The sequence below is a fragment of the Pandoraea sp. genome, assembly GCF_004297875.1.
Taxonomy (GTDB): domain Bacteria; phylum Pseudomonadota; class Gammaproteobacteria; order Burkholderiales; family Burkholderiaceae; genus Pandoraea.
This window is the reverse complement of the sequence record NZ_SCSK01000038.1, coordinates 91,233-110,139: the sequence shown is the minus strand read 5'-3', so window position 1 is coordinate 110,139 and position 18,907 is coordinate 91,233. Positions and strand designations below refer to the sequence as shown.

General features: G+C 63.7%; 21 protein-coding genes and 1 tRNA gene. 15 read left to right on the top strand and 7 right to left on the bottom strand.

Annotated features, from left to right (window positions below; all coding sequences use genetic code 11):
* The first annotated feature begins 82 nt into the window (after positions 1 to 82).
* The 3 genes from lptF to EPN80_RS11735 are packed head-to-tail and all read left to right on the top strand — an operon-like array spanning position 83 to position 2,750.
* Positions 83 to 1,210, top strand: a complete 1,128-nt coding sequence (lptF, locus tag EPN80_RS11745; RefSeq protein WP_293027110.1) for an LPS export ABC transporter permease LptF — start codon at positions 83 to 85, stop codon at positions 1,208 to 1,210.
* Positions 1,207 to 2,370, top strand: coding sequence for an LPS export ABC transporter permease LptG (gene lptG, locus EPN80_RS11740; RefSeq protein ID WP_293027107.1), 1,164 nt, complete (start codon positions 1,207 to 1,209; stop codon positions 2,368 to 2,370). Before lptF ends, lptG begins: the two co-directional genes overlap by 4 nt.
* Positions 2,352 to 2,750 (top strand): CbiX/SirB N-terminal domain-containing protein, encoded by a 399-nt coding sequence (locus tag EPN80_RS11735; protein ID WP_293027104.1) that lies wholly within the window; start codon positions 2,352 to 2,354, stop codon positions 2,748 to 2,750. The genes lptG and EPN80_RS11735 overlap by 19 nt, the downstream gene beginning before the upstream one ends.
* A 7-nt stretch (positions 2,751 to 2,757) precedes the next feature.
* Here EPN80_RS11735 and cobA read toward each other — a convergent pair whose 3' ends face one another.
* The 5 genes from cobA to EPN80_RS11710 are packed head-to-tail and all read right to left on the bottom strand — an operon-like array spanning position 2,758 to position 7,482.
* Complete coding sequence (gene cobA, locus EPN80_RS11730) at positions 2,758 to 3,525, bottom strand: uroporphyrinogen-III C-methyltransferase (RefSeq protein WP_293027101.1); 768 nt, start codon at positions 3,523 to 3,525, stop codon at positions 2,758 to 2,760.
* 36 nt (positions 3,526 to 3,561) lie between these two features.
* Positions 3,562 to 4,872, bottom strand: a complete 1,311-nt coding sequence (locus EPN80_RS11725) for a GTP-binding protein (RefSeq protein ID WP_293027098.1) — start codon at positions 4,870 to 4,872, stop codon at positions 3,562 to 3,564.
* Positions 4,873 to 4,915: 43 nt separating this feature from the next.
* Positions 4,916 to 5,875, bottom strand: coding sequence for a sulfate adenylyltransferase subunit CysD (cysD, locus tag EPN80_RS11720; protein ID WP_293027095.1), 960 nt, complete (start codon positions 5,873 to 5,875; stop codon positions 4,916 to 4,918).
* 50 nt (positions 5,876 to 5,925) lie between these two features.
* A complete protein-coding gene (locus EPN80_RS11715; RefSeq protein WP_293027092.1) occupies positions 5,926 to 6,675 on the bottom strand; it encodes a phosphoadenylyl-sulfate reductase in 750 nt (249 codons plus the stop codon).
* Between the two features lie 30 nt (positions 6,676 to 6,705).
* Positions 6,706 to 7,482, bottom strand: coding sequence for a sulfite exporter TauE/SafE family protein (locus tag EPN80_RS11710; protein ID WP_293027089.1), 777 nt, complete (start codon positions 7,480 to 7,482; stop codon positions 6,706 to 6,708).
* Positions 7,483 to 7,620: 138 nt separating this feature from the next.
* Between EPN80_RS11710 and EPN80_RS11705 the strand changes: the two genes are divergently transcribed.
* The 6 genes from EPN80_RS11705 to EPN80_RS11680 all read left to right on the top strand — a co-directional run bounded on the left by EPN80_RS11705 (position 7,621) and on the right by EPN80_RS11680 (position 13,011).
* Positions 7,621 to 8,562, top strand: a complete 942-nt coding sequence (locus EPN80_RS11705; protein ID WP_293027086.1) for a CysB family HTH-type transcriptional regulator — start codon at positions 7,621 to 7,623, stop codon at positions 8,560 to 8,562.
* Between the two features lie 189 nt (positions 8,563 to 8,751).
* Positions 8,752 to 10,434, top strand: coding sequence for an FAD-dependent oxidoreductase (locus EPN80_RS11700; RefSeq protein ID WP_293027083.1), 1,683 nt, complete (start codon positions 8,752 to 8,754; stop codon positions 10,432 to 10,434).
* 3 nt (positions 10,435 to 10,437) lie between these two features.
* Positions 10,438 to 10,656 carry a DUF2783 domain-containing protein gene (locus EPN80_RS11695; protein WP_293027080.1) on the top strand — a complete coding sequence of 73 codons (219 nt, stop codon included), beginning with the start codon at positions 10,438 to 10,440 and terminating at the stop codon, positions 10,654 to 10,656.
* 78 nt (positions 10,657 to 10,734) lie between these two features.
* Positions 10,735 to 11,895: an ABC transporter substrate-binding protein gene (locus tag EPN80_RS11690; RefSeq protein ID WP_293027077.1), complete on the top strand. Its 1,161-nt coding sequence runs from the start codon at positions 10,735 to 10,737 to the stop codon at positions 11,893 to 11,895.
* Positions 11,896 to 11,916: 21 nt separating this feature from the next.
* A complete protein-coding gene (locus EPN80_RS11685; protein WP_293027074.1) occupies positions 11,917 to 12,795 on the top strand; it encodes an NAD(P)-dependent oxidoreductase in 879 nt (292 codons plus the stop codon).
* A gap of 131 nt (positions 12,796 to 12,926) precedes the next feature.
* Positions 12,927 to 13,011 (top strand) — tRNA-Leu (locus EPN80_RS11680).
* 206 nt (positions 13,012 to 13,217) lie between these two features.
* Here EPN80_RS11680 and EPN80_RS11675 read toward each other — a convergent pair.
* Positions 13,218 to 14,474 carry a D-alanyl-D-alanine carboxypeptidase family protein gene (locus EPN80_RS11675; RefSeq protein ID WP_293027071.1) on the bottom strand — a complete coding sequence of 419 codons (1,257 nt, stop codon included), beginning with the start codon at positions 14,472 to 14,474 and terminating at the stop codon, positions 13,218 to 13,220.
* 403 nt (positions 14,475 to 14,877) lie between these two features.
* Here EPN80_RS11675 and EPN80_RS11670 point away from each other — a divergent pair, with 403 nt between their 5' ends.
* The 5 genes from EPN80_RS11670 (at position 14,878) to EPN80_RS11650 (ending at position 17,704) form a co-directional block, all read left to right on the top strand.
* Entirely contained in the window at positions 14,878 to 15,159 is a 282-nt protein-coding gene (locus tag EPN80_RS11670) for a DUF2249 domain-containing protein (protein WP_293027069.1), read from the top strand.
* A 74-nt stretch (positions 15,160 to 15,233) separates the two neighbouring features.
* Positions 15,234 to 16,589 (top strand): hypothetical protein, encoded by a 1,356-nt coding sequence (locus EPN80_RS11665; protein WP_293027066.1) that lies wholly within the window; start codon positions 15,234 to 15,236, stop codon positions 16,587 to 16,589.
* 13 nt (positions 16,590 to 16,602) lie between these two features.
* Positions 16,603 to 17,139, top strand: coding sequence for a DUF2249 domain-containing protein (locus tag EPN80_RS11660; RefSeq protein ID WP_293027064.1), 537 nt, complete (start codon positions 16,603 to 16,605; stop codon positions 17,137 to 17,139).
* Positions 17,136 to 17,474 carry a metal-sulfur cluster assembly factor gene (locus EPN80_RS11655; protein ID WP_293027062.1) on the top strand — a complete coding sequence of 113 codons (339 nt, stop codon included), beginning with the start codon at positions 17,136 to 17,138 and terminating at the stop codon, positions 17,472 to 17,474. The genes EPN80_RS11660 and EPN80_RS11655 overlap by 4 nt, the downstream gene beginning before the upstream one ends.
* On the top strand, positions 17,471 to 17,704 hold the full coding sequence (locus EPN80_RS11650) for a hypothetical protein (RefSeq protein WP_293027059.1): 234 nt from the start codon (positions 17,471 to 17,473) through the stop codon (positions 17,702 to 17,704). The genes EPN80_RS11655 and EPN80_RS11650 overlap by 4 nt, the downstream gene beginning before the upstream one ends.
* Positions 17,705 to 17,748: 44 nt before the next feature.
* Here EPN80_RS11650 and EPN80_RS11645 read toward each other — a convergent pair whose 3' ends face one another.
* Positions 17,749 to 18,252: an Rrf2 family transcriptional regulator gene (locus EPN80_RS11645; protein WP_293027056.1), complete on the bottom strand. Its 504-nt coding sequence runs from the start codon at positions 18,250 to 18,252 to the stop codon at positions 17,749 to 17,751.
* Between the two features lie 497 nt (positions 18,253 to 18,749).
* Between EPN80_RS11645 and EPN80_RS11640 the strand changes: the two genes are divergently transcribed.
* Positions 18,750 to 18,905 carry a hypothetical protein gene (locus EPN80_RS11640; RefSeq protein ID WP_293027054.1) on the top strand — a complete coding sequence of 52 codons (156 nt, stop codon included), beginning with the start codon at positions 18,750 to 18,752 and terminating at the stop codon, positions 18,903 to 18,905.
* Positions 18,906 to 18,907 lie beyond the last annotated feature (2 nt).

The window sequence follows — 18,907 nt, the reverse complement described above, 5'->3', positions numbered from 1 at the left end:
AGCCGCAATTATCCGCTTTTTTCCGCGGACGCCTCAACCGCGCCCGCAAACGAACCGCCCCCCTTTTCCGTAATACCGCTAAATGATCTTTCAGCGCTCCCTGCAACGCGAGCTGAATTACACCGCCGGCGCCATCTTTCTGGTGCTCATGACAGTCATGTTGACGACCATGATGATCCGCATCCTCGGTTTCGCTGCGTCCGGTCGCACCGACCCGCGCGACGTGCTGGTGCTGATCGGCCTGGCCGTGATCGGTTACCTCGCGGTTATTCTGATCGTCACGCTGTTTGTCTCCATCCTGTTCGTGCTGACCCGTTGGTACAAGGATTCGGAGATGGTGGTGTGGTTTGCCGCGGGCCTGAGCATCACCGATTTCGTCAAGCCGGTGCTGCGCTTTGCGCTACCCTTCATCGGCGTGATCGCCCTGTGCGCGCTGTTTGGCTGGCCATGGGCCAACGAGCAGAGCAACCTGCTGCAGCAGCGCTTCGAGCAGCGCAGTGACGTCTCGATGATCGCCGCCGGCCAGTTCCGCGAGTCGACCGCCAACCAGCGCGTATTCTTTGTCGAAAGCGTCAACGCCAACGCGACCAAGGTGCACAACGTGTTCGTCAGCAGCACCGAGAGCGGCAAGGTCAGCGTGGTCGTGTCCAAGGACGGCCAGATCGAGACCAAGCCTAACGGCGACCGCTTCATCGTGCTGGAGAAAGGCCGGCGCTACGATGGCGTACCGGGCCAACCCGGATACCGCATCATGGAATTCGAGCGCTACGCGGTCAAAATCGAAAACAACGCAGCCCCGATGCAAACCGACAACGCGCCGGCCAAGGGCGTGTCGACCCTGACCCTGCTGCGCGTTTTCACGCCGCAATATCAGGGCGAACTGGTCTGGCGCATCGGGTTGCCGCTACTGGCCCTGAACCTGGTGCTGCTGGCGATTCCGCTGGCGTACCAGAATCCACGGCACGGGCGCGCCATCAACCTCATCATCGCCGTGCTGGTGTATCTGTCGTACACCAACCTGCTGAGCCTGTCACAAGCCTGGGTAGCGCAACGCACGCTGCCGCTGGCGCTCGGCGTGTGGCTGCTGCATGCGGTGGCGATGGGCGCGATCCTGTCGATGTACTGGCGCCGGCTGCGCTTCAAGCCGCTGATCTCGCCCGCGCTGCAAGCGGCGTTTTTCCGGCCGTTTGCCCGCAAGGAGCGCGAATGAAGATCTATGAACGCTACCTCGCGCGTCAGATCTACCTGGCCTTCAGCTTCATTTTGCTGGCCTTTGTCGGCCTGTTCGTCTTCTTCGATCTGATCAACGAACTCGGTCATGTCGGGCAAGGCGGATACAAGTTTCACCAGGCCTTGATGTACGTACTGCTGTTCGCTCCGGCGCACTGCTATGAAATCACGCCGGTGGCGGCCCTGATCGCGGCAATTTATGTGTGTTCGCAGCTCGCCGGCAATTCGGAGTTCACGATCTTTCGCGTCTCCGGACTGGGCACGATGCAGGCGCTCGGCTCGTTGCTCAAGATCGGCCTGCCGCTGGTGATTTTCACGTTCGCGCTCGGCGAGGGCGTGATCCCGAAAGCCGAGCAACTGGCGCAACGCATCCGCCTGGAGGCCATGGGCAGCGCGGTGTCGTCGGATTTCCGCTCGGGCGTGTGGGTCAAGGACACCGTGACCAGTCAGGCCACCGGCAAGCGCGTGCTGCGTTTCATCAACGTCGGCGCGCTGTTGCCCGACAATACGATCACCAATGTCCGGGTCTATGAATTCGACACGGATTTCCATCTCGTGAGCGTGCGCTTTGCCACGCGCGGTGTTTTCAAGGCGCCCGATTACTGGGATCTGAGCGGCGTGTCGGAGACGCGCTTCGATCTCACCAGCGCGCCAGCGGCAACCGCCAAGGCGCCGGCGGCCGCGGACGCACTCCAGCCGGTCTACCGAACGACGCAGGTGTATATCCCGAACACCGAGATGCGCTCCGAATTGACGCCGCAAATTCTCTCCGTGCTGCTGGTGTCGCCCGACAACATGGCGATCTACAACCTGTTTTCGTATATCAAGCACCTGCAGGAAAATCAGCAGGACGCGCAGCGCTACCAGATTGCCCTTTGGCAAAAGATCCTCTACCCGTTCGCGATCCTGGTGATGATGGCGCTGGCGCTGCCGTTCGCCTATCTGCATGCGCGCGCGGGCGCGATTGGCCTGAAGGTGTTTGGCGGCATCATGCTCGGCATGAGCTTCCAGCTACTCAACAGCCTGTTTTCCCACCTCGGGCTGCTCAACACCTGGCCGCCGGCGATCACGGCCGCCCTGCCTGCCACCGTCTACGCCATCCTGGCGATTGGAGCGCTCAAATGGGTGGACCGACACTGACGGGCGGCTCGCAAGCCTTGATTTTGTTCGGTCACGGCGCGCGCGATGCGCGCTGGGCCGAGCCTTTCGAGCGCCTGCGGCAGATGCTGGCGGCGGCGCGGCCCGAATTGCACGTCGCGCTGGCATTTTTGGAGTTGATGAGTCCGTCGCTACCCGACGCCATCGCTGCGGCAGTGTCGACCGGCTGTCGGGAAATCACCGTGGTACCGATGTTTCTCGGTCAGGGCGGACATGTGCGCAGAGACTTGCCGAATTTGATCGATGCCTGCCGCGCCGCTCATCCCGAACTTGCACTGCGCTGCGTCACGCCAGTGGGCGAAGATTCCGGCGTGCTGGCGGCGCTGGCCGCCTATTGCCTGCAGCAGGTGCCGGCCGGGTAACGGCAGCTCAGGCGGCCAGCCGGCCAGCCTGCAGCGCCTGCCGAACTTCCGGGCTCAGATCGGCCTCGAGCAGCGCGCGAAACGCCTCGCCGATCAGCAGCAAACTCGGTTGCGAGGGGTCGAACCAGGCAAGCGCCGCGCCGGCGGCCATCTGGCCCAGTGTCATGCACGTGTGGCGCTCACGCGGCGTGCTGCAGGCCTCGACGATCGCCACCGGCGTATGCGCCGGCTTGCCGTGCGAGATCAGCTCGGCGGCAATCACGTCGGCCGAATCCCGTCCCATGTAATACACCAGCGAATCGGCCTCGACCTGGGCGCGAATCTCCTCGCTCTCGGGAGCGCGGCTACGCGTTGCGAAGGCCACGCTGCGCGCCACCCCGCGCAAAGTCAGCGAGCGGCGCAGCAGCGCCGCGCTGGCAATTGCCGCGGTAATTCCCGGCACCACGTCGTATTCGATGCCGGCGGCCTCCAGTGCGCGCATTTCCTCGTCGGCGCGGCCGAACAGCATTGGATCCCCGCCCTTGAGGCGCACCACGACCGGATGCCGGCGGGCGCAATCGACCAACTGCTTATTGATGAAGTGCTGCGCGGTCGCGTGCCGGCCGCACCGCTTGCCCACCGCCACCAGACGAGCCCGCCCGCACAGGGCCAGCAGCTCCGGCTCGATCAGCGCGTCGTGCAGTACCACGTCCGCCATGCCCAAAATCCGTGCACCGCGCACCGTAATGAGGTCTGCCGCACCTGGCCCCGCACCCACCAAATAGACTTTACCCATGATCTCTTGCCCGCCGCACGTGACTAAAAGTTGACGTCATGCAGTGAACGCACGAATCATGCCTGCGGCGACCGTATGATGGGTCGCTTCGTCGATCAGCACGAATGCGCCGGTCGACGGATGCTGCTCATAGGTGTCGCACACGAGCGCCTTTTGCAGGCTGATCTGCACCGCGCCGATGTCGTTCATCTCGAGCGTGCCCTTGTGCTGGCCATGCGAGAGCGTGCCGACATCAAGCACCGAATCGACGCTGCCGACCCGCGCGAACACATTGGCGGTGGTCTGCTTGAGAATATATTTGCGCTGCGACGACAGCGGTTCGTGATCGAACCAGCACAGGTCGGCGCTCAATTTGCGGGCCGCCTCGATCGTCGCCCCGGCCGCCACCAGGATGTCGCCTCGCGAAATATCGACGTCCTCGGCCAGACGCACCGTCACGCACTGCCCGGCGTGCGCGTGGGCGAGTTCGCCGCGCGGCCCGATGATTTCAGCCACCGTCGCGCGATGACCGGCCGGCAGCACGCGCAGCGCCTGCCCCACCGAGATCGTGCCGGCTTCGACACGCCCCATATAGCCGCGGAAGTCGTCGGCATGACTGCCGTCCTGACGCGCTACCAACTGCACCGGGAAGCGCAGCTCGTCGCCGCCGCCACTCAACTGATCGACCGGCAGCGACTCGAGCACGTCAAGCAGCGGCTCGCCCTGATACCACGGCATGCGTTCGCTGGCCACCACGATGTTGTCGCCCTTGAGCGCCGAGACCGGCACGAACCGCACGCTTTGCAGCCCCAGCCGTTGCGCCAGCGCCAGATAGGCGGCGCGAATCGCATTGAAGCGCGCCTCGCTGTAGTCGACCAAGTCCATCTTGTTGATCGCCACGATGACGTGCGGCAGCGCCAGCAACTTGACGATCGCGCTGTGGCGCTTGGTTTGCGCCAGCAATTCGGTGCGCCCGTCGACCTCGCTCACGCGGGTCGCGTCGATCAGAATGATCGCCGCGTGCGCGGTCGAGGCGCCGGTCACCATGTTGCGCGTGTACTGCTCGTGACCAGGCGTATCGGCAATGATGAACTTGCGCTTGGCGGTGGCGAAATAACGGTAGGCGACGTCGATCGTGATGCCCTGCTCGCGCTCGGCTTCGAGCCCGTCGGTCAGCAGCGCCAGATCGATGTCCTCGCCCGCAGTGCGCTTGTGCTTGGCGCGCGCCAGCGCACTGAGCTGGTCCGACAGCACGGCCTTGCTGTCGTACAACAGGCGCCCGATCAGTGTGCTCTTTCCATCGTCGACACTGCCGGCCGTGATGAAGCGTAGAACGCCGAGGTCTTCGGCGGGATGAATCAAGGTCATAGTGAAACTCGCAAATAATCGTGACGTATCGGTGGCGCTCTGCTCAGAAGTACCCCTGCTTCTTGCGCAGTTCCATAGCCGCCTCGGACGTCTGGTCGTCCATGCGGGTGGCGCCTCGCTCGGTGATCTCGGTCACCATGGTCTCGGCGATGATGCGCTCGGCCGTATCGGCTGTGCTCGCCACCGGGCACGTGCAACTGATGTCGCCCACCGTGCGAAAACGCACCGATACGCGTTCACTGGTCTCGCCATCGAGCTTGGGCGTGAGTGGCGTGACGGGCACCAGCAGTCCGCGCCGGCGCACGATTTCGCGCTCGTGAGCGTAATAGATCGGCGGCAGCGCCAGTTCCTCGCGCGCGATGTATTGCCATACGTCGAGCTCGGTCCAGTTCGAAATCGGAAACACGCGCATTTGCTCGCCAGCATGCATGCGCGCATTGAACAGATGCCACAGCTCAGGGCGCTGCGCTTTCGGGTCCCACTGGCCGAACTCGTCGCGAAACGAGAAGATGCGCTCCTTCGCGCGAGCCTTTTCCTCGTCGCGGCGGGCGCCGCCGATCAAGGCGTCGAAACCGTGCTCGGCGATCGTCTCGAGCAGCGTGACGGCCTGCGCCGCGTTACGCGAATCGGTTTCCTTGCGCAGCCGCACAGTGCCACGCTTGATCGAGTCTTCCACGTGCCCCACCACCAGCTCCGCGCCGAGCGACGCCACATGGCGGTCGCGAAATTCGATCACCTCCGGATAATTGTGGCCGGTATCGATGTGCACCAGCGGGAACGGCAGATGCGTCTTGCGGTGCGCGCCCAGGCCGAACGCCTTGAGCGCGAGATGCAGCACGACCACCGAATCCTTGCCGCCCGAGAACAGCAGCGCGGGCTTGCGGCACTCGGCCACCACCTCGCGCAGGATGTAAATCGACTCGGCCTCGAGCCAATCCAGATGGTCCATGCGGACCGGATTCGGCTGCCGTTGCGCTTGCGCCACTTCGTGCATTACACCCATGATGATTATTCCTGACTGATGAAATGTGGAATTCGAAACCTGGCGGCCAGCTATAGCGCCGAGACGACCGGCACGCCGCGCAGATTGCCGGCATGCAGGCCGCACTCCTTGCTGTCCTGGTGTTCCCACCACCAGCGCCCGGCCCGGCTATCCTCGCCCGCCTTCACCGCGCGCGTGCAGGGCTCGCAGCCAATGCTCGGATAGCCACGCGCGTGCAGCGGATTGACCGGCACGTCGCGCGCGCTCAGATAGGCCCACACCTGGGCCTCGCTCCAGTCGAACAGCGGGTTGTACTTCGCGATGCCGCGCGCGTCGTCCTGCTCGGCCAGCGCCAGCTCGCCGCGCGTGACCGACTGTTCGCGGCGCTGGCCGGTCAGCCAGGCGTCTGCGCCGGACAGCGCGCGGTTCAGCGGTTCGACCTTGCGGATATGGCAGCACGCCTTGCGCAACTCGACGCTCTCGTAGAAAGCATTCAGGCCGTGTTGCCTGACGTAGCCGTCGACCGCTTCCGGCTGCGGCTGGTACTGTGCAATGTCGTACCCGTAATGCACCTTGACCTGGTGAATCATGCCGACCGTCTCGGCGTGCAGGCGACCGGTGTTGAGTGTGAAGATCTCGACCGGCAGATGATTCGACAGAATCGCATGCGTGAGCAGCATGTCCTCGGCGGCCAGACTGCTGGCGAACTTCAATTGCCGATGGCGTGCGACGATCTGCCGCAAACGTTCGATCAGCACCGCCTCGATCCTGTCGAGCTCGGCTGCGCCGCTATCCGATTCCTTGTGATGACTCTCTCGCATCGCACGAACTCCTGTCTTGATTCAGTTCAGTTATGACACCAGCCTGACGGCCGCTAGCATCAGCGTGGCCGCCAGCGCGCCGCGCACCATGCGCTCCGGCAAATGACGCGCCAGGTTCGCGCCAAGCCAGATGCCGGGCAGTGACCCCACCAGCAGCGCGCCCAACAGCGACCAGTGCACGGTCCCCAGCCAGACATGTCCGAGCGCGGCGACCGCGGTAAGCGGCATGGCATAGGCGATATCGGTGCCGGCCACCTCGGCGGGCTTGAGCTCTGGATAGAGCAGCAAAATCAGCGTCGCGCCAACCGCACCCGCGCCGATCGACGAGACGCTCACCAGCGCGCCGAGCAACGCACCCACCGCTACCGTGCTGCCTGCCAGCGCCCGGCCATGCAATCGCCAACCCGGGTTGGCGCGCAGCGCAGCCAGCCACGTGGCGCGAAACAACAGCGACAAAACCGTCAGCACCACCGACCCGGCAATCGCCAGTTTGATGAAATGCAGCCCGCCGGCGCCCAGCCCGCCGTGCGCCTTGAGCAACAGAATCGCCACCAGCGCCGCCGGCAGGCTGCCCAGCGTGAGCCGGCGCACGATGTCCCAGCGCACGTGGCCATGTCGCCGGTGGGCCAGCGTGCCGAAGCTCTTGGTGAGCGCGGCGAACGCCAGGTCGGTGCCGACTGCCACCGGCGCCGCATATCCCAGCACCAGGGTCAGCAGCGGCGTCATCAACGAACCGCCGCCGACGCCGGTCAGGCCCACCAGGAGTCCTACTACCAGGCCGGAGAGGGATTCAAGCCAAAACGTCATGGTCGGTCGGGGGTGCCCCGAGCAGCCAATTTCGCGCTCGGATTAACGTAATTTGAAAGAATGGGACAAATCGTAATAAACTCGCTTTATATTGAAAACGATTAAAAAATTGTTTGCATATTCTCGGAAGTTATACAAATGAACCTCCATCAATTCCGTTTCGTGCGCGAGGCCGTGCGTCAGAAATTCAACCTGACCGAGGCCGCCAAGGCGCTGTTCACCTCTCAGCCGGGGGTCTCGAAAGCCATCATCGAACTCGAGGAAGAGCTTGGGGTGGACATCTTTGCCCGCCATGGCAAGCGGGTGCGCAACCTGACCGAGCCGGGCCGCATCATCTTCGAATCGATCGAGCGCATCCTGCTCGAAGTCGACAGCCTGAAGCGGATCGGCAAGGATTACGCGGCCCAGGACCAGGGCAATCTGACCATCGCCACCACGCACACGCAGGCGCGCTATTCGCTGCCATTGGCGGTCGCCGAATTCAAGAAGCGGTATCCGAAAGTACGGTTGTCGATCCTGCAGGGCAATCCGACCCAGGTCGCCGAGATGGTCCGCCATGAACAGGCGGACCTGGCGATCGCCACCGAGGCCATCGCCGAATACAAGGACCTAGTTTCGCTGCCGTGCTACCAATGGCAGCACATTGCCGTGGTGCCGCCCGATCACCCGCTGCTGCAGTCATCCAGCGTGTCGCTCGACGATTTGGCGCAGTATCCGCTGATCACCTACGACGCCGCCTTTGCCGGGCGCGCCAAGATCGACCAGGCCTTTGCCCTGCGCCACATCCAGCCCGACGTCGTGCTCGAAGCGATCGATGCCGACGTGATCAAGACGTACGTCGAACTCGGCCTGGGCGTGGGCCTGCTGGCCAGCGTGGCATTCGACCCGGAGCGCGACCGCAACCTGCGCGCGGTGCCGGTCGGCCATCTGTTCGGCAACAACGTCACGCGCGTCGCGCTCAAGCAGGGCGCTTACCTGCGCAGCTATGTCTACACCATGGTCGAGCTGCTCTCGCCGATTCTCACCCGCAAGCTGATCGAACAGGCATTGCGTGGCGAGCACGAAATGTACGAGCTATAAATAAGCAAGCGACTCTGCGGCCCAGGCCGGCCAGACCGGGCACAGCATGGGCGGACCGGAGGGTACGCCGCCGCTTCGCCAGGCTAGTCAAGCGCAAATAATTACGATATAGTTAATCGATATCACAATTCGTAATTCAAGGCGCCCAATCGATTCGTGGCGCCGCGCCAATGCAGGAGACGCCATACCGTGTTGAGCACCTACACGTACCCCCGCTTCGCTTATCGCACCCCACCCGAGTTGCAGAACGCGCCGCCGCAACGGCATCCCGTGGTAGTGATCGGCGCCGGACCGATCGGCCTGGCCACCGCCATCGACCTCGCCCAGCAAGGCGTGCCCGTGATCGTGGTGGATGACGACGAAACCGTCAGCGTCGGCTCGCGCGGCCTGTGTTACGCCAAGCGCACGCTGGAAATTCTCGACCGCCTGGGTTGCGGCGAGCCGGTGGTGAAAAAGGGCGTCAGTTGGCACGTCGGCCGCGTGTTTTTTGGCAGCAGCGAAGTCTATAACTTCGAGCTGCTGCCCGAGCCGCACTATAAGCGCCCAGCCATGGTGAATCTCCAGCAATACTATCTGGAGCAATATCTTGTCGAGCGCGCGCAGCAACTGACCAACCTCGACTTGCGCTGGCAAAGCAAGGTCACCGGCATCGAAAGCCGGGATGACCAGGTAACACTGCAGATCGAAACCGCCGAAGGCAGCTATGCGCTGGAGGCCGATTGGGTGATTGCCTGCGATGGGGCACGCAGCCCGGTGCGCCGGATGCTCGGCCTGGATATCGAAGGCAAGATCTTCAAGGACCGCTTTCTGATCGCCGACGTGGTGATGAACGCCGACTTCCCGGCAGAGCGCTGGTTCTGGTTCACCCCGCCGTTCCATAGCGGCCAGTCGGTGCTGTTGCATCGCGAAGCGGACAACGTCTGGCGCATTGACTTCCAGCTCGGCTGGGACGCCGATCCCGAGGAAGAGAAAAAACCCGAAAACGTGATCCCGCGCATTCGCGCGATGCTCGGCCCCGACGTGCCGTTCGAGCTGGAGTGGGTCAGCGTCTACACGTTCCAGTGCCGACGCATGCCGAATTTCCGTCACGGCCGCGTGCTGTTCGCCGGCGACTCGGCCCACCAGGTCTCACCGTTCGGCGCCCGCGGCGCCAACTCCGGCATTCAGGATGCCGACAATCTGGCCTGGAAACTCAAGCTGGTGCTCGACGGCCGCGCCCCCGAGCGGTTGCTCGATTCGTATTGTCACGAGCGCGGCATGGCCGCCGACGAAAACTTGCGGCACTCGACCCGCTCGACCGACTTCATCACGCCCAAGAGCGCGGTCAGCCGACTGTTTCGCGACGCCACACTGCTGCTGGCCAAAAGCGCGCCATTCGCGCGCAGCCTGGTCAATAGCGGCCGGCTCTCGGTGGCCACGCTGCTGCATGACTCTCCGCTGAATACCCCCGACGCCTCGCCATTCCCGCCGCGCATGGCGCCCGGCGCGCCGCTCGACGATGCGCCGGTGACCGACGCCGACGGCCGCCCCGGCTGGCTGATCGACCACACGGGCAACCGATTCGTCGGCCTCTACTACGCCGGCGATACGCCGCCGGATGCGGCCGTGACTCAGGCGCTGGCCGCATTGGCCGCGCCCGGGGCCGATCCGGTGCCGGTCGAGGTGCGGGTGATCGGCGCGCAAGCGCCAGCCGGCAAGCAGCCGCTGGCCACCCTGTGCGACGTGCAGGGTGTCTTCGCGCAGCGCTACGATGCCCGTCCGGGCACGTTCTATCTGGTGCGTCCCGACCAGCACGTGTGCGCCCGCTGGCGCCAATTCGATGCGGCGCAGGTCCGCCAAGCGCTGCGCCGCGCGCTCTGCCTGGAGGCTTAAGCGATGCCGCTCAATCTGGAAAAAAATTTCGAACAGCCCGACGACTTCTACCAAACGCTGATCGATGCGCACCGCGACCTGTCCGACGCGCAGAGCCAGTCGATGAACGCCCAACTGGTGCTCTTGCTGGCCAATCATATCGGCGACATGGCGGTGATCGAGCAGGCCCTGGCGCTTGCCCGGGGCAACGTGCTCAGCGTGATGCCGAATGAGGCGGGATAAACCCGGCAGACGCTGAATCGGCGGGAGAGGTGAGGTATCCTTGCGGAGTTCCGGCTCACAAAAACAAGGAAACCCCCGATGAAAAAGACCCGCCGCACCCTCCTGCCGTTACTGGCCTGCGCGCTGTTCGGCGCGGCCAGCGCCGCCCGCGCCGATATCACCGTCGGCATCGATCTTTCCAGCACCGGCCCGGCCGCGGCCATCGGCATCGCCAGCAAAAACGCCATCGCGCTGTGGCCCAAGGAGATCGGCGGGCAAAAGGCGCACTACATCATTCTCGATGACGGCACCGACCCGGGCACGGCGGTCAAGAATATCCGCAAGCTGCTCAGCGAGGACAAGGTGGACGTGGTGGTCGGGCCCAACATCACCCCCAGCGCGCTGGCGGTGACCGACGACGTGGCCCGGGCGCAAACGCCGATGATCACGCTGGTGGGCTCTTCCGTGGTGGTCGATCCGCAGAATGCGAAAAAGCGCTGGGTCTTCAAGATGGCCGCCAATGATTCGGCAATGGCCGACGTGATGACGCGCTATATGTCGAACCACGGCATCAAGACAGTCGGCTTCATCGGTTTTGCCGACGCCTATGGCCAAAGCTGGTGGCAATCGTTTTCCCGCTTCGCCGAGCTGCGCAAGATTCGCATCGTCGGCCGCGAGAGCTACAACCGCACCGACACCACCGTGCTCGGCCAGGTGCTCAAGCTGATGGCCGACAAGCCCGACGCGGTGCTGGTGGCCGCCTCGGGCACGCCGGCGGTGCTGCCGCAGCGCACCCTGATCGAGCGCGGCTACCGTGGCGCGATTTACCAGACCCATGGCATCGCCACCTATGCGTTCATTCGCGTCGGCGGCAAGGACGTCGAAGGCACGCTGTTCCCGACCCAGCCGGCGGTGGTCGCCAAAACCCTGCCGCACGACCATCCGGCGCGGCCCGCGGCACTGGCCTTCACCAAGCTGTATGAGGCGAAATACGGCCCGAACACGGTCACGCAATTCGCCGCCGACGCCTACGGCGTGTTTGATCTGCTCAATAACGCCGTTCCTCGCGCACTCAGGCACGGCCGGCCAGGCACCGAAGCGTTTCGTAGCGCCTTGCGCGACGCGCTGGAGAACATCCATAACCTGCCCATCCCGAACGGCATCGTCAACACCAGCGTCAGCGACCACGTCGGCCTGGATCAGCGGGCTGGCGTGATGGGCGAGATCAAGCACGGGCGGTTCGTCTACATCAGCAACTAGCGTCGAGGCGCAGCGCCACTCATGACTTACACGATTGCATTTATCGGGCTGGGCGCCATGGGTGGCGCCATGGTCCGCCATTTGATGGCCGCTGGGCATACCCTGCATTTGTATGCCCGCCGTCCCGAGGCAGCCGCGCCGTTCGTCGCGGCCGGGGCCCAGCTTTTCGATTCGCCGGCCGAGGCCGCGCGTGGTGCGCAGTTCGTCTTCACCAATGTCACCCGCACGAGTGACGTCGAGGCGGTTTTGCTCGGCGAGCGCGGTGTCATCCACGGTGCCCAGCCGGGCACCATCTGCATCGACCACAGCACCATCGCCGCCGACGCGACTCGCCGTATCGCCGCGCGCCTGGCCGAGCACGGTATCGAAATGCTGGACGCGCCGGTCTCGGGCGGCTCCAACCGCGCGGCCGACGCCAGCCTGTCGATCATGATCGGCGGCCAGCCCGAGATCGTCGCGCGGGCCATGCCGCTGCTCGAAAAACTCGGTACCAGCATCACCCACATCGGCGGGGTCGGCGCCGGCCAAGTCGCCAAGGCGTGCAACCAGATCGTGCAGGTCGTCAATATCGAGGGCATTGCCGAGGCGATGCTGTATGCGCAGCGCAATGGCGCCGATCTCGACAAGGTCCTGGCCGCGATCTCCGCCGGCCTGGCCGGCAGCCGCATGCTCGACACGATGGGTCCCAAAATGGCCCACCGCGAATTCACCGCCGGCATCGAAGCCCGGCTGCACGACAAAGACTTCGAGATGATCGTCGAGGCCGCGCGCGCGCAAGGCCTGAAACTGCCGGCCATCGAACTGGTCAAGCGCCAGTTGGCCGAGCTGGTCGAACAGGGCTGGGGCCACGACGACACGTCATCGCTGTTGCGGGTGGTCGAACGCCAGCAAAATAATTAAAATCCGGCGCGCCGAAGCGCTTGAAGGGTCGGCTGTTTTACGTCATAATCTCGCCTTCGCCTGGCGCGCTTTTCTGGCGCGCCCATTGTCAGCGGCGGGATAGCCACCTTTCCCGAACGCTTCGACGACCTGCCCAGGTGGTGAAATTGGTAGACGCAGGGGACTCAAAATCCCCCGCCGCAAGGCGTGCCGGTTCGATTCCGGCCCTGGGCACCAAAGCCTCCTCTATTTTCTTGCTTGATCCGGTAAGCGCTCGTCATCGGCCGAGGGTTTCATATCGCGCGGCCCGACTACCGCCGCCGCGCACGACCAGCGCACTCGCTCCAATGACACCATCGCGCGCCGCAACACGGGCGCTGCAAAACAAAACGCCGCCGTGACGGCAAAACGTCACGGCGGCGCGATCTGACCGAGTGCCGGGGTTACTTGGCGAACATCATGCGCAGGCTGTCCCAAGTGCGTCCGACGAAACCGGCCTGCGGCACCGCAGACAGCGCGTGGAGCGGATAGCTGCCGATCTGCTTGCCGCTCACGTCCACCTGCAGGGTGCCAATAGCCTGGCCCGCCTGAACCGGCGCGACCAGCGCCTTGGGCGGCACCACCTTGGTTTGCAGGTTCTTGGCGCTGCCGCGCGGCACCGTAATCACGATGGGCCGGCTCTCGCCGAGGCCGACCGTCGATGCGGTGCCCTTCCACACGCGCACATTGGCCATGGGCTTGTTGGCCTGGGCAAGCACGACGTCCTCGGAATTCTGGTAGGCCCAGGTCAGCAGCGCCTGGCTGTCCGCCACGCGGGCATGCTCGCTGGGCGTGCCAATCACGACCGAGAGGATGCGCCGTGGTCCGCTGGGCGTATTGCGCTGCGCCGAGGTGATCATGCAATACCCGGCTTCCTGCGTATAGCCGGTCTTCATGCCGTCGACCGTGGGATCGGTGAACAGCAGGCTCACACGGTTGGGCTGGGTGATCTTGTTGTAGGTGAATTTTTTCACCTTGAAGTAGCGCGCATAGTCTTCGGGGAAGTCGTCGATGATGTGCGCGGCGATGACCGACAGGTCATACGCGGTGGTGTGGTGATTCGGGTCGGGCAGGCCAGTCGGATCCACGAAGTGGGTTCCCTTGAGGTGCCACTGCTGCGCCTGCTGGTTCATCATGCCGACGAAGGTGCTGGTCGAACCGCCGACCGCATAGGCCAGGGTCATCGCGGCGTCATTGCCCGATTGAACGATCATGCCCATCAGCAGATCGTCGATGGACACCGGCACCTTCGGATCGACGAACATGCGGGAGCCGCCGGTATGGTAGGCCTCCAGCGGCTCGCTGACCATCTGGTCGCGCTTGATCGTGCCGTCCTTGAGCGCCTTGAAAGTGATGTAGGCGGTCATCAGCTTGGTCAGCGAAGCGGGCGCGATCTGCTCGTGCGCATTGGACTCGGCAAGGATCTGGCCGCTGGTCAAGTCGGTCACCAGCCAGGAGCGGGCGTCGAGCTGTGGCGGCGGCACGGCCTGCAGCAAGGCAGCCTGCAAGGGCGTGGTCGGCACGGCGGCGACCGCAGACGCCGCGGCGGGCGCGGCAGGCGCCGCCTTCGGGGTGGTGGGGGTCGCAGCCGTGGCAAATGCCGGCATGGCGAGAATAAGCAAACCAGCGGAGCAAGCCGCAGCAATTCGGGGGAAGGACATTCGGCAACTCGGAGACATTGGGGATAAAAGCAGAAACCCCGCAATCGTAGCATCTCGGCTGCGGCGCAGGGAGTCCAAAATTTGCCGATTAGAGCACACGGCCGCCGCTTGGTTCGGCTCATCGTAAAAATATAACCGCCCCGCATCGACTCCGACCGGCAGCGAAGATCGCCACGCCATGCGATGTCTTGGTCCGGCGCTCGACCGGCCGAGCAGTCGAGCGGTCGACCGTGATTAAATATGCATTGACAATGCATATTTAATGGCATAAATTTCAATCGCCGACACTGCTGGGTGCTGCCCCGGCATGCAACATGTGCCGCCTCAAAACCCGGGCATCCGGCTATCGAGACCCATTCGGTCGCCGCGCAGTCATGCCTATGTTCTTAGCAAGGAATCCGACATGTCCAGCACTACAGAGAACCCCGCCATCGTCATCGACGTGCGCACCTTGATTCCGGCGCAGCGCCACGCCAAGATCTTTCAGCTCGTCGAGGACCTGAAAGCCGGGGCTTCCTTCATTCTCGTGAATGACCACGATCCCAAGCCGCTGTATTACCAGCTCGAGGCGGAACATCCCAGGCAGTTTTCCTGGACGTACCTGGAGCGCGGCCCCGCCGTCTGGCGCGTGGAAATCGGCAAGCCGGCGGAAGCCCGTCAGGACGCCGCCACAACATCCGCCTGACCGTCGCCGACAGCCGCCCTGCCGGCACGCCAATCCGACCGGCTTGAACACAGACTCACGCAAGGAAAGTCAAAATGTCGAGCGTTACCCTCTCGCGTTGGACGGTCGCTTACTTCGTCGTGGCGCTGAGCGACTTTATGCTGGCGCAATTATTGATGGCGCTGGGGTGGGGCTTTCCGAGCGAGCCCCTTGCCGCGCCGGCCACGCTCGCACTGGTGCATATCATCGCGCTGGGATGGCTCAGCCTGGTCATGTGCGGCGCGTTGTTCCAGTTCGTGCCGGTCATCACCGCGCATCGCCTGCACAGCAATTCGCTGCCGCTGCCGACCCTGGTTTGCCTGGTCGCCGGCACCGTCTCGCTGGTCTGCGGCTTTCTGCAATTGATGGGCGCGGTCCCGCAGCACCTGCCGGGTTTCACGGTCGCCGCCGTCCTGCTCGGCACGGGCTTTGGCCTCGTGCTGTGGAACCTTGGCCGCACGCTGTGGGCGGCGCGCCCGCTGCCGTTGCCAGCCCGGTTTATCGTGGCGGGATTGGCGAGCCTGCTGGCCGTAGCGACCCTGGGCATCACGTTCGCCCTGACCTTCGCCGGCGTCTTCTCGTCCGCGTTTGCGCTGCGATTGCTCTCCTCTGGCCTGGCCATCCACGTGATCGCCGGATTGGGCGGCTGGCTAACGTTCACCGCGATGGGCGTGAGTTATCGATTGCTCGGCATGTTCATGCTGGCCCCGGAACAGGACAGGTCCAGCACGCGCCGCGTGCTGTTGCTCGGCAGCGGCGCCCTGGCAACCGCCATTCTGGGCGGCATTGCGGCAATCGCGCTGGGTGCGGGTATCGGTCTTGTGCTGTTGCTCGCCGCCGCGCTCGCGCTGGTCGCTCTCGTCCATTACGGCCGCGACATGCAGCACCTGTATCGCACCCGGAAGCGCCGCGTGATCGAACTGAACAGCAAAATGGCTGCCCTCGCCCTGCTGTCGCTGCTGGCGGCCATCGCCTGGCTGGGGCTGGCGCTGATTCGGGGCCGATTGACAAGCCAAGTGCCCGGCATCGCCTACTTGACGGCGTTCGGCTGGTTGTCGGGATTGGCGCTGGCCAAGCTCTACAAAATCGTGCCGTTCATGACCTGGCTCGAATGCTACGGCCCGGTACTGGGCAAAACCCCCACACCCCGGGTTCAGGACCTGGTGGTCGAGCACAAGGCGATCAAATGGTTCGTGCTCTACTTCGCGGCCGTTTGGCTTGGCGCGGCAGCGCTGATCATCGAGCTCACGCCCATGTTCCGCCTCTCGGCATTGTTGATGCTGGTCGCGACGGCGGGCATTGCCGCGCACCTGCTGCGAGCCCGACGCCTGCTCGACGTAGCGCCGGCACGGCGCCTGCCCGACGGCGCACACAAGCCCGGCATGCTGCATTCCTTTTCACACGATCATTGAGCGGAAATCGATCATGAACACGACCAACTTTATCGAACTCGACGTACGACCCATTTTGCGAGCCGGCGGCGAGCCTTTCGAGAAAATCATGGAAGCGGTGACGACCCTCGCCCCCGGACAGGGCTTGCGACTTTGGGCGACCTTCAAGCCGATTCCGCTATTTCACGTGCTCGGCTCCCGGGGCTATTCCCACACCGAGAAAGCGCTCGACAACGGCGATTGGGAGGTCGAATTCAGCCCCGGCGTATCGTCAACGCAAGTCGCACCCGAGGTCGCCACAGCGTCGGCTGCCGGCGCATCGTGGCCCGAACCCCTCCAACAAATGGACGCCCGCGACTGGGAGCCCCCCGAACCCATGATCAACATTCTGGCGGTACTCGAACTGATGAATGAAGGAGAAGTACTGGCCGCCCTGCTGAATCGGGAGCCGCTCTTTCTGTTGCCCGAATTATCCAAGCGCGGGCACGACTGGCACGGCGCGTTCGAGCCCGACAACACCACTTACAAGCTGATCGTGCGCGTGGGCACGGCCCCGGGAGCATCGGTATGAGCCTCTCCGAGCATATCGATCGGTTGACCGACCAGGTCAGGCAGGCGCTGCGCACGGTGATCGATCCCGAGCTGGGTTACAACATTGTCGACCTGGGATTGGTCTACGACGTGCGCATCGAAGCAGGCAATCAGGCCCGCATCGCAATGACCACCACGACGCGCGGCTGTCCGGCAACGCAATATCTGGTGGAAGGCGCTTATCGCAGCGCCGGCACCGTGCCGGGCGTGGACGACGTCGAGGTCGATCTCACCTACGATCCGCCCTGGCAGCCGGCCATGGCAAGTCTTGCCGCCAAAAGGCATCTGGGTATCGCCACGGAAGCGGATCAATGAGCGAGCAAGACGCGCGAGCGGCGGCCACCGAGGCCTCGCCCGAGGATCGCGCCGCCGCATTGGGCACGTTGCTGCTGCAGAGTCTCACCGCGCTTGCCGCTGCGGATCAGGTGGAGATGGCTTGCCGGATCGCCGGGCAGGCCTACGCCGTGCTCAGGCGCGATGACGAACATCAGGCGCAACGTTTCAACAGCCTGCTGCACCGTCTGGCGCGGCGCCTGAACTGGTAGCATCGGCCGGATGCGCCCTTCGCCCGCAAAACAGCGAGTGACTGTCAGTTCTCGCCGGCACGCGCGGCGCGCACCGGCTTTTGCGACTTTTGCGGCCGCACGATACGCACCGGCACGCCGGTATCGAGCACCTTGAGCAGCGACTCGCGCTTGACCACCAGATCGGCCAGCGAGAAGCGGTCGAGATATTCGAAATAGGCCTTGAGCGCACCGCTCAGAATGCCGCGCAATCCGCACGAGGCCGTGATCGCGCATTGATTGCTTTCGATGTCGAAACATTCGACGACGCGGAAATCCGGCTCCATCGTACGAATGACATCGCCGATGCGAATTTTCTCCGGAGCCCGGGCAAGCTGCATTCCTCCCGAACGGCCCCTGACCGTGGTGAGAAAACCGGCTCGGCTCAAGGCCACGACAACCTTGACGAGATGATTGCGCTGAATATCGAAACCCTGCGCGATTTCCTGCACGGTCACCAGCTCATTTGGACGCAGCGCCGCATAGATCAGCACGCGCAGGCCATAATCGGTAAAGTCAGTCAGCTTCATAAAATCCGCCAGTTCGAGTCAGGCAAAAACATGCCGGCGCATGGCGCTTCTCGCCTCGGGAGCCATTCCCTCGTCATGTCTGGCGAGGCAGCAAACGATCAGCTTGAATAATGCGCCGGTTATTTATGCATTATATATACACAAATAATGCGTTCATGACTATTTCCGTTGCGCCATCTCCCGACAGATCTCGACAATTGCCCGAGCTCGTTGCCCAGGCATCAAAGCCCCTCGGTGTTTGTGCGCAGCCAAAGCGATAACGCACACGCCTCAGAGGCGTGCGCCGGCACGTTCAGGAAGCCGGGCCGCGTCAAATCGCCGCACCTTTTAATATGCATTGACAATGCATATTTAGTGGCATAAATTTCTATCGCCGACACCGCCGGAGCGCTGCCTCCGACATGCATTGTGTGCCGCCCCCTTTTTCAGGCATCCGAAAAATCCGGCCGTATCCGCCGGAACGCAGCCATGCCTAAGCACTATGCAAGGAATCCGACATGTCCCGTACGTCAAAAACATTCGCCGACGTCAGCAAGATGCGCGCGCCGCTTCCCGCCTGGCGTTACTTCAACGCCTCTCAACGTGACCGGGATTTCACTTCCGGCGCGCGCGCCGTTCCGCCGAACGGGCATGGCTTGCAACTACTTTTTTAACA

Coding starts and splice junctions, on each gene's coding strand:
- EPN80_RS11690 (WP_293027077.1), top strand. CDS start 10,735: ATGAAAAAGACCCGCCGCACCCTCCTGCCGTTACTGGCCTGCGCGCTG.
- EPN80_RS11655 (WP_293027062.1), top strand. CDS start 17,136: ATGAGCCTCTCCGAGCATATCGATCGGTTGACCGACCAGGTCAGGCAG.
- EPN80_RS11725 (WP_293027098.1), bottom strand. CDS start 4,872: ATGACCTTGATTCATCCCGCCGAAGACCTCGGCGTTCTACGCTTCATC.
- cysD (WP_293027095.1), bottom strand. CDS start 5,875: ATGGGTGTAATGCACGAAGTGGCGCAAGCGCAACGGCAGCCGAATCCG.
- EPN80_RS11675 (WP_293027071.1), bottom strand. CDS start 14,474: ATGTCCTTCCCCCGAATTGCTGCGGCTTGCTCCGCTGGTTTGCTTATT.
- EPN80_RS11645 (WP_293027056.1), bottom strand. CDS start 18,252: ATGAAGCTGACTGACTTTACCGATTATGGCCTGCGCGTGCTGATCTAT.
- EPN80_RS11650 (WP_293027059.1), top strand. CDS start 17,471: ATGAGCGAGCAAGACGCGCGAGCGGCGGCCACCGAGGCCTCGCCCGAG.
- lptF (WP_293027110.1), top strand. CDS start 83: ATGATCTTTCAGCGCTCCCTGCAACGCGAGCTGAATTACACCGCCGGC.
- cobA (WP_293027101.1), bottom strand. CDS start 3,525: ATGGGTAAAGTCTATTTGGTGGGTGCGGGGCCAGGTGCGGCAGACCTC.
- lptG (WP_293027107.1), top strand. CDS start 1,207: ATGAAGATCTATGAACGCTACCTCGCGCGTCAGATCTACCTGGCCTTC.
- EPN80_RS11670 (WP_293027069.1), top strand. CDS start 14,878: ATGTCCAGCACTACAGAGAACCCCGCCATCGTCATCGACGTGCGCACC.
- EPN80_RS11665 (WP_293027066.1), top strand. CDS start 15,234: ATGTCGAGCGTTACCCTCTCGCGTTGGACGGTCGCTTACTTCGTCGTG.
- EPN80_RS11640 (WP_293027054.1), top strand. CDS start 18,750: ATGTCCCGTACGTCAAAAACATTCGCCGACGTCAGCAAGATGCGCGCG.
- EPN80_RS11715 (WP_293027092.1), bottom strand. CDS start 6,675: ATGCGAGAGAGTCATCACAAGGAATCGGATAGCGGCGCAGCCGAGCTC.
- EPN80_RS11685 (WP_293027074.1), top strand. CDS start 11,917: ATGACTTACACGATTGCATTTATCGGGCTGGGCGCCATGGGTGGCGCC.
- EPN80_RS11660 (WP_293027064.1), top strand. CDS start 16,603: ATGAACACGACCAACTTTATCGAACTCGACGTACGACCCATTTTGCGA.
- EPN80_RS11710 (WP_293027089.1), bottom strand. CDS start 7,482: ATGACGTTTTGGCTTGAATCCCTCTCCGGCCTGGTAGTAGGACTCCTG.
- EPN80_RS11735 (WP_293027104.1), top strand. CDS start 2,352: ATGGGTGGACCGACACTGACGGGCGGCTCGCAAGCCTTGATTTTGTTC.
- EPN80_RS11705 (WP_293027086.1), top strand. CDS start 7,621: ATGAACCTCCATCAATTCCGTTTCGTGCGCGAGGCCGTGCGTCAGAAA.
- EPN80_RS11695 (WP_293027080.1), top strand. CDS start 10,438: ATGCCGCTCAATCTGGAAAAAAATTTCGAACAGCCCGACGACTTCTAC.